This window comes from Enterobacter cloacae complex sp. SHL021 (assembly GCF_049237765.1).
GTDB classification, from domain to species: domain Bacteria; phylum Pseudomonadota; class Gammaproteobacteria; order Enterobacterales; family Enterobacteriaceae; genus Enterobacter; species Enterobacter cloacae.
The window spans coordinates 79,452-95,684 of the sequence record NZ_JBMKJG010000001.1 but is presented as its reverse complement, the minus strand read 5'-3'; the positions used below and the strand labels follow the sequence as shown (position 1 = coordinate 95,684).

Here is a 16,233-nt window from a genome sequence, read left to right as displayed (position 1 = left end):
CCTCGTTGTAACATTGCGCTGCCCACTTTCTAATAACATCACCTGCAAAGCACGCAATGGAAAAAACCCGTCAACAAGAGTTAACACGCTGGCTAAAACAGCAGAGCGTTCTTTCCCGCCGCTGGCTCATGATTTCCCGTCTTCTGGGACTGATCAGTGGTCTGTTGATTGTTGCCCAGGCATGGCTGCTGGCCCGCATTCTCAATCATATGATCATGGAGAACATTCCGCGTGAAGCGCTTCTGCTGCCCTTCATCGTCCTGATCCTGGTTTTCATTCTGCGCGCCTGGGTTGTCTGGCTGCGCGAACGCGTTGGTTTTCACGCGGGGCAGCATATTCGCTACGAAATTCGCCGACAGGTGCTTGATCGTCTTCAGGAAGCCGGGCCCGCATGGATCCAGGGAAAACCAGCCGGAAGCTGGGCAACGTTAATCCTTGAACAGATTGACGATATGCACGACTACTACGCCCGCTACCTTCCGCAGATGGCGCTGGCCGTCTGCGTCCCGCTGCTGATTGTGATAACCATTTTCCCTGTCAACTGGGTAGCTGCGCTGATCCTGCTGGGTACCGCCCCGCTGATCCCCCTGTTTATGGCGATGGTGGGGATGGGAGCGGCCGATGCGAACCGCCGTAACTTCCTTGCGTTGGGTCGACTGAGCGGCCATTTCCTTGACCGTCTGCGCGGCATGGAGACGTTACGCATTTTTGGCCGGGGTGAAGCCGAAACGGAAAACATTCGCCTGGCGTCGCAGGATTTCCGTCAGCGCACGATGGAAGTGTTACGTCTGGCGTTTCTGTCGTCTGGCGTACTGGAATTCTTTACCTCGCTCTCTATCGCCCTCGTGGCGGTCTATTTTGGTTTCTCGTATCTCGGCGCGCTGGATTTTGGTCATTACGGCACGGCGGTAACGCTGTCGGCCGGTTTCCTGGCGCTTATTCTGGCTCCGGAATTTTTCCAGCCGCTTCGCGATCTTGGCACCTTCTACCATGCCAAAGCGCAGGCCGTTGGCGCGGCTGACAGCCTGAAAACGTGCCTGGAGACGCCGCTGGCGCATCCGGAGCGGGGAGAGGTAACGCTGAACGCCAATGAACCCGTGACCATTGAAGCACGTGATTTCTCTATCCTGTCACCGGAAGGGAAAGTGCTGGCTGGCCCACTGAACTTTACCTTACCCGCCGGGCAACGGGTGGTGCTGGTAGGGACCAGTGGTTCAGGGAAAAGCTCGCTGATTAATGCGTTATCCGGTTTTATGGCTTATACCGGCTCACTGCGCATCAACAAAACCGAACTGCGCGATCTCGATCCGAACGCCTGGCGAAAACAGCTCAGTTGGGTGGGGCAAAACCCGCAGCTGCCAGCCCCGACGCTGCGGGAAAACGTCCTGCTGGCTCGCCCGGATGCACGTGAAGACGAGTTGCAATCTGTTCTCGACCGCGCCTGGGTCAGCGAGTTTCTGCCGCTGCTTCCGCATGGCGTCGATACCGTTGTCGGCGATCAGTCTGCCGGGTTATCCGTGGGCCAGGCGCAACGCGTGGCGGTCGCCCGCGCGTTGCTTAATCCATGCCAGTTAATGCTGCTGGACGAGCCGGCGGCCAGCCTGGATGCGCACAGTGAACAGCGCGTGATGGCGGCCCTGAACGCCGCCTCGCGGCAGCAAACCGCCCTGATGGTCACTCATCAGCTGGAAGGCATTGCCGACTGGGACCAGATCTGGGTCATGGAAAACGGTCGTATTGTTGAGCAAGGCGATTACGCCTCTCTCGTTACCGCGCAGGGCCCCTTCGCTGCCCTGCTGGCGAATCGTCAGGAGGACATCTGATGCGTGCCCTGCTTCCCTATCTCGCGCTCTATAAACGCCATAAATGGATGCTGACGCTGGGCATCGTGCTGGCCATTGTGACCCTGCTTGCCAGCATCGGCCTGCTCACGCTTTCCGGCTGGTTCTTGTCTGCCTCTGCCGTGGCGGGGGTTGCCGGGCTCTACAGCTTCAACTACATGCTTCCGGCGGCGGGCGTCCGCGGCACCGCCATTACCCGTACGGCTGGACGGTACTTCGAGCGACTGGTCAGCCATGACGCGACATTCCGCGTGCTGCAACATCTGCGCATTTACACCTTCAGTAAACTGCTGCCCCTCTCCCCTGCCGGACTGGCGCGTTTTCGTCAGGGGGAATTGCTCAACCGTGTGGTTGCGGATGTCGACACCCTGGATCACCTCTACCTGCGCGTGATTTCCCCGATAGTCGGCGCGTTTGTGGTGATTGTGGTGGTCACGCTGGGCCTGTCGGTGCTGGATGTCGCTGTTGCGCTGACGCTGGGCGGGATCATGCTTTTGACGCTCATTATCCTGCCGCCGCTATTTTACCGCGCGGGTAAATCTACCGGAGAGAACCTGACGCGTCTGCGCGGGGAGTACCGCCAGCAGCTCACCTCCTGGTTACAGGGGCAGGCCGAACTGACGATATTTGGCGCCAGCGAGCGCTACCGTGCGCGAATGGAGAATACAGAACTGAACTGGCATGAAGCCCAGCGCCGTCAGTCTGAGCTTACCGCGTTTTCTCAGGCGCTTATGATGTTAATCGGGGGTGTCGCGGTCATCGCCATGCTCTGGATGGCGTCCGGTGGCGTTGGCAATAACGCACAGCCGGGCCCTCTGATTGCCTTGTTCGTATTCTGTGCCCTGGCGGCCTTTGAAGCGCTGGCGCCGGTGACGGGTGCCTTCCAGCATCTAGGCCAGGTCATCGCCTCCGCCCTGCGCATCACGGAGATTGCAGAGCAGGATCCGGAGGTGAAGTTCACCGCAGAGCAAACGGCCACGCCTGAGCAGGTTACCCTGACGCTCAATAACGTCACCTTCGCCTATGACAAGCAGGCACAGAATGCGCTGGAAGGCATCAGCCTCACTGTGGATGCGGGTCAGCGGATTGCGATCCTCGGCCGTACCGGCTGCGGCAAATCCACGCTTTTGCAGTTGTTAACGCGAGCCTGGGATCCACAGCAAGGTCAGATTCAGTTTAACGGAACTCCGCTGGCAGACTTCAGCGAACAGGCGCTGCGCAAAACCGTCAGCGTGGTTCCACAGCGCGTTCATCTCTTCAGCGCCACGCTGCGCGATAACCTGCTGCTGGCTGCACCGGAGGCCACTGATGACGTACTCCGCGCCATGCTGGAGCAGGTCGGGCTGCATAAGCTGCTTGAAGACGATGGCCTGAACAGCTGGCTGGGTGAAGGCGGTCGTCAACTCTCTGGCGGTGAGCTGCGTCGTCTGGCGATTGCGCGCGCGCTGCTGCATGATGCGCCGCTAATGTTGCTCGACGAGCCCACAGAAGGGCTTGATGCGACAACTGAAAGCCAGATCCTTGATTTACTTGCGAATGTTATGGCCGGTAAAACCGTACTGATGGTGACACACCGCCTGCGTGGACTGGCAAGTTTTGATCGGATAATTGTGATGGACAACGGACACATTATTGAGCAAGGTAGTCACGCAGAGCTGTTGACGAAACAGGGTCGCTACTACCAGTTTAAACAGCGTCTGTAGACTATATTTGTAGCGTCCTCACTCGCGTACTGGAGTTTTGCTGTCATGCGCCTGGTCCAGCTTTCTCGTCATAACATTGCGTTCCCGTCGCCAGAGGGAGCGCTGCGTGAACCCAATGGGCTGCTGGCACTTGGCGGCGATCTCAGCCCTGCCCGGCTCCTGATGGCCTACCAGCGCGGCATATTCCCGTGGTTTTCACCTGGCGACCCTATTTTATGGTGGTCTCCTGATCCGCGCGCCGTGCTCTGGCCCACGCAGTTTCACCTGAGCCGCAGCATGAAGCGTTTCCACGCAAAATCACCGTACCGGGTCACATTGAATCACGCCTTCGGTCAGGTGATAGAAGGGTGTGCGGAAGACCGTCATGAAGGGACATGGATCACCCGCGATATCATCACTGCCTATCATCAACTGCACGAGCTTGGCTACGCCCACTCCATTGAGGTGTGGGAGGGTGGCGAGCTTGTTGGCGGTATGTACGGCGTCGCGCAGGGGACGTTGTTCTGCGGTGAGTCGATGTTCTCCCGGGCGGTAAACGCCTCGAAAACGGCCCTGCTGGTTTTCTGCCAGGAGTTTGCTCAGCGCGGCGGGCAGTTGCTGGATTGTCAGGTTCTGAACGAGCATACCGCCTCCCTCGGTGCGGTTGAAATCTCCCGCCGCCACTACATTGAGCACCTGGATAACTGCCGTCAGGAGAAGCTGCCGCGCGATTTTTGGGTACCGCGGACACTCTTTATGCCCAATGTCTAAATGTTTTCCGCATATTTTTTATGAGGGTGTTATAATTATGCCGCAGAGTAGCTTCTGCCTGTTGCCCCGCCGCCGTTTGGGACCTTCGCTTCAGATAACGTCCTGACGTTTATCCTGTTGTATCCCCTTTACGAATGCGCTTTCCGTTCGGTTGTACCGTGACGCTTGGGCAATGCGCCGAAACTGTTTTGCTGCGTTTTAAACGCGCAATTCTTTACTTAATTGATGAATTTCGGCATTATCTTGCCGGTTCAAAACTTGGTAGTGATACCCCAGAGGATTAGATGGCCAAAGAAGACAATATTGAAATGCAGGGTACCGTACTTGATACGTTGCCTAACACCATGTTTCGCGTAGAGCTGGAAAACGGTCACGTGGTAACTGCGCACATCTCCGGTAAAATGCGCAAAAACTATATCCGCATTTTGACGGGCGACAAAGTGACTGTTGAACTGACCCCGTACGACCTGAGCAAAGGCCGCATTGTCTTCCGTAGTCGCTAATTGTTTTCGCCTGTAATGGCAGATGAATATTAAAAAAGGCCGGGATAATCCCGGCCTTTTTTTTATTCATGGCTTTAGTGTTGGTGTATTGTCTTCCACGGTTGTACAGAGGCGCCAATTTATGGCTGTGGATTTATCCAGAACCAACATCGAACGAAACTGGAAAGCGCCTTGCAAAATTCCTCTGTAGGCTGTTGCCCTCACCCCGCCCCTCTCCCACCAGGAGAGGCAGAAAAGCAGGCATAAAAAAACCGGGCTGTTGCCCGGTTTTTAGACCTAAGTAAGAAATCAGTGAGCCGCTTCCGGCTTGTGCTTCGCCGCGCTCTGGAAATCGTACGTCAGTTCGTTCTTCGCCTGATCCAGTGCCACTGTCACCTGGCCGCCGTCCACCAGCGAGCCAAACAGCAGTTCGTTCGCCAGCGGTTTCTTCAGGTTGTCCTGAATCACACGCGCCATCGGACGGGCACCCATCGCACGGTCGTAGCCTTTCTCAGCCAGCCAGTTGCGGGCCTCCTGGCTCACTTCCAGCGACACGCCTTTCTGATCAAGCTGAACCTGCAGTTCGACGATGAACTTGTCTACCACCTGATGGATCACCTCGGTAGACAGGTGATCGAACCAGATAATGTTGTCCAGACGGTTGCGGAACTCCGGCGTGAAGATCTTCTTGATCTCCTCCATCGCATCGGTGCTGTTATCCTGGTGGATCAGGCCGATGGATTTGCGCTCGGTTTCACGTACCCCGGCGTTGGTGGTCATCACCAGCACCACGTTACGGAAGTCCGCCTTGCGCCCGTTGTTGTCGGTCAGCGTCCCGTTGTCCATCACCTGCAGCAGGATGTTGAACACATCCGGGTGAGCTTTCTCGATTTCATCGAGCAGCAGTACCGCATGTGGATGCTTGATCACCGCGTCGGTGAGCAGACCGCCCTGGTCAAAGCCCACGTATCCCGGAGGCGCACCAATCAAGCGGCTGACGGTGTGACGCTCCATATACTCGGACATATCAAAGCGCAGCAGTTCAATGCCCAGCGCTTTGGAGAGCTGCACCGTTACTTCGGTTTTCCCGACACCGGTTGGACCGGCGAACAGGAACGAACCGACAGGCTTATGCTCATGCCCAAGTCCGGCACGGGCCATCTTGATCGCTTCGGTTAAGGCCTCAATGGCTTTATCCTGACCAAAGACCAGCATCTTCAGACGATTGCCAAGGGTACGCAGCGTGTCGCGATCGCTCTGAGAAACGCTCTTCTCAGGAATGCGCGCGATACGAGCCACTACGGACTCAATATCCGCCACGTTGACGGTTTTCTTACGCTTGCTGGCTGGCATCAGACGCGCACGCGCCCCTGCCTCGTCAATCACGTCAATCGCCTTATCCGGCAGATGACGATCGTTGATGTATTTCACCGCCAGCTCCACCGCCGCACGCACCGCTTTCGCGGTGTAACGCACGTCGTGGTGCGCTTCATACTTCGGTTTCAGGCCGTTGATGATCTGCACCGTTTCCTCGACGGACGGTTCAGTGACATCGATTTTCTGGAAGCGACGCGCCAGGGCACGATCCTTCTCAAAAATGTTGCTGAACTCCTGGTAAGTGGTCGAGCCAATCACCCGGATCTTGCCGCTGGAGAGCAGCGGTTTGATCAGGTTAGCGGCGTCCACCTGCCCACCCGAAGCGGCACCCGCACCGATGATGGTATGAATTTCATCGATAAACAGGATGCTGTTGGTATCCTGCTCCAGCTGTTTTAACAGCGCCTTGAAGCGTTTTTCAAAATCACCACGGTATTTGGTGCCCGCCAGCAAAGAGCCGATATCCAGCGAGTAGATGGTGCAATCGGCAATCACTTCCGGTACGTCGCCCTGCACAATGCGCCAGGCGAGACCTTCGGCAATCGCGGTTTTACCCACGCCCGACTCCCCCACCAGCAGTGGGTTATTTTTGCGGCGACGGCACAGCACCTGAATCGCGCGCTCCAGCTCTTTATCGCGACCAATCAGCGGGTCGATACCGCCAACGCGAGCAAGCTGATTAAGGTTGGTGGTGAAGTTTTCCATACGATCCTCCCCGCCTGCTTGCTCTTCATTGTTATTGACCTGATTGCTGGGATCCGATGCCTGGTTAGGCTCGTCTTTGCGCGTGCCGTGGGAAATAAAGTTAACCACATCGAGTCGGCTGACTTCGTGTTTGCGCAGCAGGTAGGCCGCCTGCGACTCCTGCTCGCTGAAGATGGCGACCAGGACGTTTGCGCCCGTCACTTCGCTACGTCCGGAAGACTGGACGTGGAATACCGCGCGCTGCAGCACACGCTGGAAGCTGAGCGTCGGCTGTGTGTCGCGCTCTTCTTCACTGGCTGGCAGCACCGGTGTCGTTTGTTCGATGAAGGCTTCGAGTTCCTGACGTAGCGCCACCAGATCCACGGAGCAGGCTTCCAGCGCTTCGCGGGCAGATGGGTTGCTAAGCAGTGCGAGCAGTAAATGCTCGACGGTCATAAACTCATGTCGGTGCTCACGCGCTCTGGCGAAAGCCATATTTAAACTGAGTTCCAGTTCTTGATTGAGCATAGGCACCTCCCCCAATTTTATGCCTTATCAGGCCTTTTCCAGCGTACACAGCAACGGATGCTCGTTCTCCCTCGCATAGTCGTTCACCATCGCCACTTTGGTTTCTGCCACCTCGGCGGTAAAGATGCCGCAGATAGCTTTGCCACGATAATGAACGGTAAGCATCAGTTGCGTTGCACGTTCTACATCATAAGAAAAGAACTTTTGTAGCACGTCAATAACAAATTCCATCGGCGTGTAATCATCGTTCATTAACATAACTTTATACATAGATGGCGGTTTTAGCGCGTCACGCACTTTGTCTTCCGCCAGCTGGTCAAAATCCAGCCAGTCGTTGGTCTTACCCATTTTGCATAACCACTTTGAATCTACCTCAGATGTTAGATAACAATCATCTATTACTGTCATCCGCGATGTCTGTCACAAACTGTTGCAATAGCGTTAACTGCTTCAAACTTTGGTTGATTATTGTCCCATCTCCAGCGCCAAACGCTTGACGATGTCTTTCGATTCTCTAAATTGTACAAGCGTGAGATGGCGAGGTTTTGAACAGCCCCCACTCCACCACCGGTTCATTCCATCTTAACTTATAAGATTTACGAAGGATGTCGAAGCATGGAAATGGGTACTGTTAAGTGGTTCAACAACGCCAAAGGGTTTGGCTTCATCTGCCCCGAAGGCGGCGGCGAGGATATATTCGCTCACTATTCCACCATTCAGATGGATGGTTACAGAACGCTCAAAGCCGGGCAGTCCGTCCGGTTCGATGTACATCAGGGACCCAAAGGCAATCACGCAAGCCTTATCGTACCGATTGAAGCAGAAACGGTTGCTTAGCTCTCTGTTTTATTGTGTACATCCCGCAGTCAAAATGCCAGCCCGATCGGCTGGCATTTTTATTTTCGGGTTATTCCCGAGCCAGCGCATCCACCGGATCCAGCCGCGCCGCGTTGCGGGCTGGCAGCCAGCCAAACAAGATGCCGGTAAAGGTCGAGCATAAAAATGCGGTAAGAATGGCCACCGGTGAAAACCCAATCTCCCAGCCGGGTAAGAAAATCTGCAGGGCAAAGGCGATCATCATCGACAGCGCAATCCCCATGGCGCCGCCCACCAGACACACCAGCACCGCTTCAATCAAAAATTGCTGCAGCACGTCGCTGGCTCTGGCCCCAACCGCCATGCGAATACCAATTTCCCGGGTACGTTCCGTCACCGAGACCAGCATGATATTCATCACCCCGATACCGCCAACGACCAGCGAAATCACCGCCACCAGCGTGAGGAACAGCTGAAGAGTACGTGTGGTCTTTTCCGCCGTTTTCAAGAGGCCGTCCATATTCCAGGTGAAGAAATCCTTCTTCCCGTGACGCAGGGTTAACAGCCGCTCAAGCTGCTGTTCGGCCAGCGCGCTGTCATAACCCTCCTTGACGCGCACGGTGATGGAGTTCAGCCATGACTGCCCCATAATCCGCCCGGAAATGGTGCTGTACGGTAGCCAGACCCGCAGGATCTTGCTGCTGCCAAACATGGACTGCTTCTCTTCCGCCACGCCAATCACGGTGGCTGGCATGTTCCCTACGAGGATCACTTCGCCCACGACGTTGGTTTTATTGGGGAAGAGCTGTCTGCGCGAGTTCGCGTCCAGTACCACCACCTGCGCCCTGCCCGCCAGCTGTTCGGCGTTGAAGGTCGCCCCTTCGCTGAAGGTCATGCCGTAGACGTTGAAATAATCTCCGCTGACACCGTTCGCGCTGGCGGCAACGTCCACGTTACCCACGCGCAGGCGAAGGTTTTGCGACACGGCAGGCGTCGCCGAGTTGACCCACGGCTGTTTCTGAATGGCCGCCAGGTCGTCGTATTTCAACGCCTGCTGATACTGCGGTTCGTCATCACCAAAGTCTTTCCCGGGATAGACGTCAATAGTGTTGGTCCCGATAGCGCGGATATCCGCCAGCACCAGCTGTTTGGCTGCATCGCCCACCACCACAATCGACACCACCGATGCAATACCGATGATGATCCCAAGCATGGTCAGCAGGGTGCGCATTTTATTGGCCGCCATCGCCAGCCAGGCCATGGTCAGCGCCTCGCGAAAACCGCTGGAAAACTGTCCCCAGCCGGTTGCAGCAGGCAAGGCTTCTTTTGGCGCGGCCGCTCTGGACGCACGCGGTGGCGGGTTGCTCACCAGCTCGCCGTCGTGGATCTCGATAATGCGCTCAGCCTGCGCCGCCACCTGCGGATCGTGAGTCACGATAATGACCGTGTGCCCCTGATCGCGAAGCTGATGGAGGATCGCCATCACCTCTTCACCGGAATGGCTGTCGAGCGCTCCGGTGGGTTCATCGGCCAGGATCACCTGCCCGCCGTTCATCAGCGCACGGGCAATACTCACGCGCTGCTGCTGACCGCCAGAAAGCTGCGAGGGCTGATAATCTACCCGCTCCGCCAGACCAAGACGCGTTAACAGCGCCTGCGCGCGCGCAAGGCGTTTCTTGCGCTCCACGCCTGCATAGACCGCCGGGACCTCCACGTTCTGCGCCGCACTCAGGTGAGAGAGCAGATGGTAACGCTGAAAGATAAAGCCGAAGTGTTCCCGACGCAGCTTTGCCAGCGCGTCGCCGTCCAGAGTGGAAACGTCCGTTCCGGCCACGCGGTAGGTACCGCTGGTCGGTTTATCCAGACAGCCAAGAATGTTCATCAGCGTCGATTTACCGGAACCCGACGCGCCAACAATCGCCACCATCTCGCCCGCTTCCACGCGCAGGGAGATGCCCTTCAGCACCTCCACCGGACCATCGCCCGACGGATAGCTGCGACGAATATCAGTCAGCTCAAGCAACGCCGTCATTTCGCCGCTCCGGGCAGGGTTTCGCTGGTGACCACCTCGTCACCCTCTTCCAGCCCTTTCACCACCACCACGTCGGTATCGTTGCGTGCGCCAATCACCACTTCACGCTCGCGCGTTTCGCCGTTGCGTAACACCTTCACCTTATAGCGGTTATCCCCGGCGGATTCCCCCAGCGCAGAGAGCGGAACGGTCAGCACGTTTTTTACGCCGGTCAGCTGAATATGGACCTGCGCGGTCATATCCAGACGCAGCACGCCCTGCGGGTTGGGGACTTCAAAACGGGCATAGTAGAAGATCGCGTCGTTCACTTTTTCCGGCGTAGGCAGAATGTCCTTCAGCACGCCTTCATAGCGCGTCTGCGGATCGCCCAGTACGGTGAACCAGGCGTTCTGCCCCGGCTTAAGATGGATAACATCCGCCTCGGAAACCTGCGCTTTCACCAGCATAGTGCTCATATCCGCCAGCGTCAGAATGTTCGGCGCCTGTTGGGCGGCAATCACCGTCTGACCCTGAAGCGTGGTGATCTGGGTCACTTCCCCGGCCATGGGCGCCACAATCTTCGTATAATCGAGGTTGGTTTTCGCCGTATCCAGCGAGGCTTGGTTGCGCTTGATTTGCGCGTCAATGGTGCCAATCTGCGCCTGTTTCACCGCCAGTTCGGTGGCGGCCGTGTCGAGATCCTGTTTCGAGATCGCCTGCGTTTTGGCCAGCGCCTGCTGACGCGTCAGGGTCACCTGGGCAAGATTACGTTCCGCCAGCGCCTGCGCACGCTGCGCGCGCAGCTCCATCAGCGTGGCTTCCACTTCCCGGATCTGGTTTTCAGCCTGTTCCGGGTCGATAACGCCGAGCAGTTGCCCCTTTTTCACCTTATCGCCAATCTCAACGGACAGCGTTTTTAACTGCCCGCTAACCTGTGCGCCCACGTCAACCTTGCGCAGCGCATCAAGTTTGCCGGTCGCCAGTACGTTTTGCTGCAATTCACCCGGACGGACGATCAGCGTTTGATACTGCGGAACCGGCGCGTTGAGCACTTGCCATAACCAGTATCCGGCCGCTATCACCACTATCGCCAGCAGCAGAAACCACTTTCTGCGTTTTCCCTTAAGGTTCATAAATATTCCAAATAATTATTCTGGCTTACATCAACGTCGATTCTATCTAAACCACTCCTCAACGAAACCCCTGAATTCAGGAAATGCCTGGATTTGTTGACACAACGTTGACAAAGGGCCTGCTGAAATAACGCCATTCCATAAGAAGCAGGATCTCACATGTCTTCCATCGTCGATACACCGTATTCCACTCTGTCGCAGCCTAAATCCGGCTGGCAGCTGTTTAAAAGCCTGGTCACTGGCACCATTACGCCGGGCCTGGCATGGCAAAATCCCGCCTATCGACGTAAGTTTGCGCTTCGCACGCTGGCCACACCGCTCAGCACCGCACGTCTGCTCTCAAGCCTGGCAAAGCAGCCCCGTTTGATGCAAATGCTGCAGGTCCAGCCTGGCCTGCCCTGTCGCCTGCATCGCCCTTGGCTGACCGTGAATATGGATCGCCCGCATGCGCTGGAAGCCCTGAACTGGCACTACCAGACCATGAGTCACCACCTGCCAGCCGCGCTGCTCAAAGGCTATCTTTCTAAGCAGGGCGTGACGCTCCTGACCTTAACCGGTAAGGATGAACAGCAGTTTACCGTTCGGTTGTGCGCCGATGCGTTCCTGGATAAAGAGGGAGAAGCTACCCTCTTTTTCAGTGACCATCAGGATACCGTGCTGGCGGAAATAACGTTTACGCTGTGCCCGTTTGAAGGCAAAAGCACACTCTTTATCGGCGGTCTGCAGGGGGCGAAAGCCCACGTTCCGCATGAGCTGATCCAGAAGGCAACCAAGGCGTGCCATGGCCTTTTCCCGAAACGTCTGCTGGTTGAAGCTGTCATGACGCTTGGCAGCGCCTTCCCGGTGGAGCAGATTGTGGCGGTGAGTAATGCCACCCACATCTATCGCAGCTGGCGATATCGCAAGAAAAAAGAGGGGAAACTGCTGGCGGATTACGACAGCTTCTGGATCTCCCTCGGCGGACACAAACAGGATAACGGTAACTTTGAACTGCCGCTTGCCATGCCGCGTAAGTCCATGGAAGAGATTGCCAGTAAAAAACGCGCGGAATATCGCCGCCGCTATGAGCTGCTGGATAGCCTGACGGAGCAGGTCACCCAGGCAACCCGGCGTTAATCGGCTTTCCCGCGTGCCAGCCACAGGACGCGGGAGAACATTTTACGCAGCAGCGTAGGCACCGATTCGATCCCTCTCCGCCCTGCTTCTGTTGCCACTTCAATGGCTAAATCCGGTTTTGAAGAGCGGTGGATCGCTTTGGCGATCACGCGCCGCATGTTCATCGGCACATCGACCGGCACCATCGCTATCCTGTGGAACACGTCGTCAAACCCCTGGCGGTACATAAAGTGCTCCATGTCCATGGCGGGCAGCATGGTTAAATGATCCCGCTCTTCTTCTCGCTCATCGTTCAACAGGCTGCGCACGGTGGATGCGTATTTTTTACCCGCCTCATCGCCGTCGACCAGCACGTGCCATTCTATGCCCATCCGCCGGGCGAATTTGATCAGCGGCTTTAACCCTGACTGCGCAAACTCGATGACCTTAATCCCCTCCGCATCAAAATGGTGGCCGCACTGGCGCGCCAGCTCGTTGATGACCCAGGTCTCGGTTTCCCCCTCCACCAGAAGCCAGCAGCGGGCAAAAAGCGACGAGGCGCGATTAAAGCGGATATGAAACGCAATACGGCGACCATCCTCGGCATTCATCCCTCCCGGCCCCAACCGGTAAGCAGAAACGCGCGATGATTCACGCACCAGGCGGCAAACATACTCGACCGGCGTCAGCGACAACAACTCGCCGGAATTGGTGGTGGTAATGCGCTGAAGCGGCAGCAGATTCAACAGGTGCCAGGCAACGGAGAGCATGATGGGGTGCAGACGTGTTTCCGGATCTTCCACCAGCAGCAGCGGACGCGCATCGCGATCCAGACGGACGGTTCCCTTGGCCTGCAGAAGGGTGGAAAACAGCCCCAGCAAAATCACCCGATGAGTGCGTCCGCCGGGCCGGTCGATCATCCGGTTAATGATATCGAGATAGCGCCAGCTTCGTTGCTCATCATGGGACCGACGGCGCATCAGACGATGGCGCGACTGCGAGGTCCCCTGCTCGGAAAAATAGTGCTCCAGCAGTTGCACCATGGCAGAAAGCCCCTGGCGGATTTGCCCATCGGTGAGATTTTGCGGACGCGAAACCAGCTCGCGTGCCAGGAAATCAAGCTCGCGGGCGGTGACTTCTACTTCCGGCATATGCGGCACAGTACCGTTACGGATACGCCGCATAAAACGCGCATCGCGCAAGCGTAGCACCGGCATCAAACGAATCAGATGCCGGGCCAGCTCGTCGATATTGTCCAGTGGGATGGGGTTGCCTTTCTGGTCGAGAAATTCACGCAGGGTCAGCACCCCTTCATTCTCTGACATCTCGCCTTCCAGACGATAAAAAATACGGTGGAAGCCATCGTCGCTCTGAACCCAGCACGGTGACATCGGGCGGAAGCGACGCACCCGGTGACGCCCCGGCTCGGATTCGCGGAACGTCAGAATGATATGGAGATGCTTCTCACGGCCGTTGACATCGCCGGGCGGAAACCAGAAATCATCATGAACGAAGTGATACAAATCGCCCTCGGGCGAAAGCAGCAGCGTCAGCGCGTCCAGCAGGCTGGACTTACCCCAGGCGTTCTCGCCGATGAGGACGTTATTCTGCTCCAGCTGGAGTGACAGACGGTTTATACCGCGAAACCCGACAATTTCCACACGTTCGAGAAGCATACATCCCCCGAGAAATGATCACTTTTTCCTTTAAGTTATCAGCAGTATAGCGGGAGGATGCCGCACAGAACACTGTCAGGCCTCCTGATTATTTTGTCTCAGCACGAAAAATTCAGAATTTACGTGCAAGGTTTCATTTGAAATAGTCTCAATAGCACCACAAACTATCGCCCGCAAATTGGACTATGATCTATTCACCTCCAGTTTGAACAAGGATTGACATCACATTGCCTTAAATCAAATTATCCGAATTTATTTAAGTGGCGAAGGGGTGTTGTTGGTTTCTAAAATAATGGCTCTTTGAGTCGTCATCCCTTTATGGCGATATATCCCGCGCGCGGGAAAGCGTGCGGTAGTTAATTGAGGTGGTTATGTTCAGAAAATTAGCAGCAGAATGCTTTGGTACATTCTGGCTGGTGTTTGGTGGCTGCGGTAGTGCCGTTCTGGCAGCAGCATTTCCGGAACTCGGCATTGGTTTTGTCGGCGTCGCGCTGGCATTTGGTTTAACGGTATTAACCATGGCCTTCGCCGTAGGACATATTTCCGGTGGTCATTTTAACCCGGCCGTGACATTAGGCTTATGGGCTGGTGGTCGCTTCCCGGCCAAAGAGGTCATTGGCTATATTGTCGCTCAGGTTGTGGGCGGTATTATTGCTGCCGCGGTGCTGTACGTGATTGCCAGCGGTAAAGCCGGCTTTGACGCCGCAGCCAGCGGTTTTGCTTCCAACGGCTTCGGTGAGCACTCGCCTGGCGGCTACTCTATGCTCTCTGCCATTGTGATTGAAATTGTGCTGACCGCCGGCTTCCTGCTGGTGATCCACGGCGCGACCGACAAATACGCCCCTGCGGGCTTCGCGCCTATCGCCATTGGTCTGGCACTGACGCTTATTCACCTGATCTCCATTCCGGTGACCAACACCTCGGTGAACCCGGCGCGCAGCACCGCCGTCGCCATCTTCCAGGGCGGTTGGGCACTTGAGCAGCTGTGGCTGTTCTGGGTAATGCCGATCGTCGGCGGTATTCTGGGCGGCGTGCTGTATCGCACCCTGCTGGAAAAACGCGATTAATCTTTCCCTCCCTCTCCCTGTGGGAGAGGGCCAGTGTGAGGGCAACAGGCCGGGTAAGGCGCAGCCGCCACCCGGCTTTCTTTTGCCGCTTTACTGAACAGCCTTTATTGGGTAGTGTCTCTGGCGCTCAACAGCTACTCACAAGGACCGGTTGTTCATGTTCTCAGGACTCCTCATTATTCTGCTGCCCCTGATTGTGGGCTATCTTATCCCGCTGCATCAGGCATCGGCATTACGGCTTATCAACCGTTTTCTCAGCTGGATTGTTTACGTCATTCTGTTCTTTATGGGGATTAGCCTGGCCTTTCTGGATAACCTGGCGACCAATCTGCTTTCCATCCTGCATTATTCTGCTGTCACTGTTGTGGTTATTTTGCTCTGCAATATCGCCGCCTTATTCTGGCTTGAGCGCACTATTCCGTGGAAAAACCATCACCATCAGGAAAAACTGCCTTCCCGAATTGCGATGGCGCTGGAATCATTAAAACTGTGCGGCGTCGTGGTGCTCGGTTTTGTCCTTGGGCTCACCGGATGGCCTTTTTTGCAGCACGCCACCGAAGCCAGCGAATATACCCTGATCTTCCTGCTGTTCCTTATTGGTATCCAGCTACGCAATAATGGCATGACCCTGAAACAGATTGTCCTGAATCGTCGGGGAATGATTGTTGCCGTTATTGTGGTCGCCAGTTCAATGGTAGCAGGCGTCATTAACGCCTTGATTCTCGACCTGCCGCTCAAAACCGGCCTGGCCATGGCCTCCGGATTTGGCTGGTATTCCCTCTCCGGTATTCTGCTAACCGAGTCGTTTGGCCCTGTTATTGGCAGCGCCGCCTTCTTTAACGACCTGGCGCGGGAGTTAATCGCCATCATGCTGATCCCGGGCCTGGTTCGCCGCAGCCGCTCTACCGCGCTGGGTCTGAGCGGGGCGACGTCGATGGACTTTACCCTGCCGGTATTACAACGCTCTGGCGGGCTGGAAATGGTGCCCGCCGCCATCGTACACGGCTTTATTCTGAGCCTGCTGGTGCCTGTTCTGATGGCCTTTTTCTCCGCCTGATACCTCTCTGGCG

13 protein-coding genes are annotated in these 16,233 nt (G+C 56.3%); 8 read left to right on the top strand and 5 right to left on the bottom strand.

All coding sequences use genetic code 11. The features are described 5' to 3' along the window. Positions 1-56: 56 nt before the first annotated feature. From cydD to infA, 4 genes are all read left to right on the top strand, one after another. Positions 57-1,823: a heme ABC transporter permease/ATP-binding protein CydD gene (cydD, locus tag ACOTZF_RS00440; protein ID WP_129252573.1), complete on the top strand. Its 1,767-nt coding sequence runs from the start codon at positions 57-59 to the stop codon at positions 1,821-1,823. After that, a complete protein-coding gene (cydC, locus tag ACOTZF_RS00435; protein WP_129252571.1) occupies positions 1,823-3,544 on the top strand; it encodes a heme ABC transporter ATP-binding protein/permease CydC in 1,722 nt (573 codons plus the stop codon). The genes cydD and cydC overlap by 1 nt, the downstream gene beginning before the upstream one ends. 45 nt (positions 3,545-3,589) lie before the next feature. Next, complete coding sequence (gene aat / locus ACOTZF_RS00430; RefSeq protein WP_013097324.1) at positions 3,590-4,294, top strand: leucyl/phenylalanyl-tRNA--protein transferase; 705 nt, start codon at positions 3,590-3,592, stop codon at positions 4,292-4,294. Positions 4,295-4,578: 284 nt separating this feature from the next. After that, on the top strand, positions 4,579-4,797 hold the full coding sequence (infA, locus tag ACOTZF_RS00425) for a translation initiation factor IF-1 (protein ID WP_002211347.1): 219 nt from the start codon (positions 4,579-4,581) through the stop codon (positions 4,795-4,797). Positions 4,798-5,085: 288 nt separating this feature from the next. On the opposite strand, the gene clpA is transcribed toward infA, so the two are convergent. Together clpA and clpS are read right to left on the bottom strand one after the other, a co-directional pair. Further along, positions 5,086-7,365, bottom strand: coding sequence for an ATP-dependent Clp protease ATP-binding subunit ClpA (clpA, locus tag ACOTZF_RS00420; protein ID WP_023622164.1), 2,280 nt, complete (start codon positions 7,363-7,365; stop codon positions 5,086-5,088). A 27-nt stretch (positions 7,366-7,392) separates the two neighbouring features. Then, positions 7,393-7,713, bottom strand: coding sequence for an ATP-dependent Clp protease adapter ClpS (clpS, locus tag ACOTZF_RS00415; RefSeq protein WP_006174393.1), 321 nt, complete (start codon positions 7,711-7,713; stop codon positions 7,393-7,395). Between the two features lie 267 nt (positions 7,714-7,980). On the opposite strand from clpS, the gene cspD reads away from it, so the two are divergent. Continuing rightward, on the top strand, positions 7,981-8,202 hold the full coding sequence (gene cspD, locus ACOTZF_RS00410) for a cold shock-like protein CspD (RefSeq protein ID WP_008499993.1): 222 nt from the start codon (positions 7,981-7,983) through the stop codon (positions 8,200-8,202). Positions 8,203-8,272: 70 nt separating this feature from the next. Here the strand turns inward: cspD and macB are convergent, their stop codons facing one another. Together macB and macA are read right to left on the bottom strand one after the other, a co-directional pair. Continuing rightward, positions 8,273-10,213: a macrolide ABC transporter ATP-binding protein/permease MacB gene (macB, locus tag ACOTZF_RS00405; protein WP_020689930.1), complete on the bottom strand. Its 1,941-nt coding sequence runs from the start codon at positions 10,211-10,213 to the stop codon at positions 8,273-8,275. Beyond that, complete coding sequence (gene macA, locus ACOTZF_RS00400; protein WP_023622163.1) at positions 10,210-11,325, bottom strand: macrolide transporter subunit MacA; 1,116 nt, start codon at positions 11,323-11,325, stop codon at positions 10,210-10,212. The genes macB and macA overlap by 4 nt, the downstream gene beginning before the upstream one ends. A 159-nt stretch (positions 11,326-11,484) precedes the next feature. Between macA and ACOTZF_RS00395 the strand changes: the two genes are divergently transcribed. Continuing rightward, positions 11,485-12,441, top strand: a complete 957-nt coding sequence (locus tag ACOTZF_RS00395; protein ID WP_038419018.1) for a VirK/YbjX family protein — start codon at positions 11,485-11,487, stop codon at positions 12,439-12,441. Here the strand turns inward: ACOTZF_RS00395 and ACOTZF_RS00390 are convergent. Beyond that, positions 12,438-14,096, bottom strand: coding sequence for an ATP-dependent endonuclease (locus ACOTZF_RS00390; protein WP_013097329.1), 1,659 nt, complete (start codon positions 14,094-14,096; stop codon positions 12,438-12,440). The two genes, ACOTZF_RS00395 and ACOTZF_RS00390, sit on opposite strands and share 4 nt — an antisense overlap. 371 nt (positions 14,097-14,467) lie before the next feature. Between ACOTZF_RS00390 and aqpZ the strand changes: the two genes are divergently transcribed. After that, complete coding sequence (gene aqpZ, locus ACOTZF_RS00385) at positions 14,468-15,163, top strand: aquaporin Z (protein ID WP_013097330.1); 696 nt, start codon at positions 14,468-14,470, stop codon at positions 15,161-15,163. Positions 15,164-15,320: 157 nt separating this feature from the next. Next, the gene (locus ACOTZF_RS00380) at positions 15,321-16,220 is read left to right on the top strand and encodes a lysine exporter LysO family protein (RefSeq protein WP_013097331.1); all 900 of its coding nucleotides are present in this window, start codon (positions 15,321-15,323) and stop codon (positions 16,218-16,220) included. The last annotated feature ends 13 nt before the right edge of the window (positions 16,221-16,233 follow it).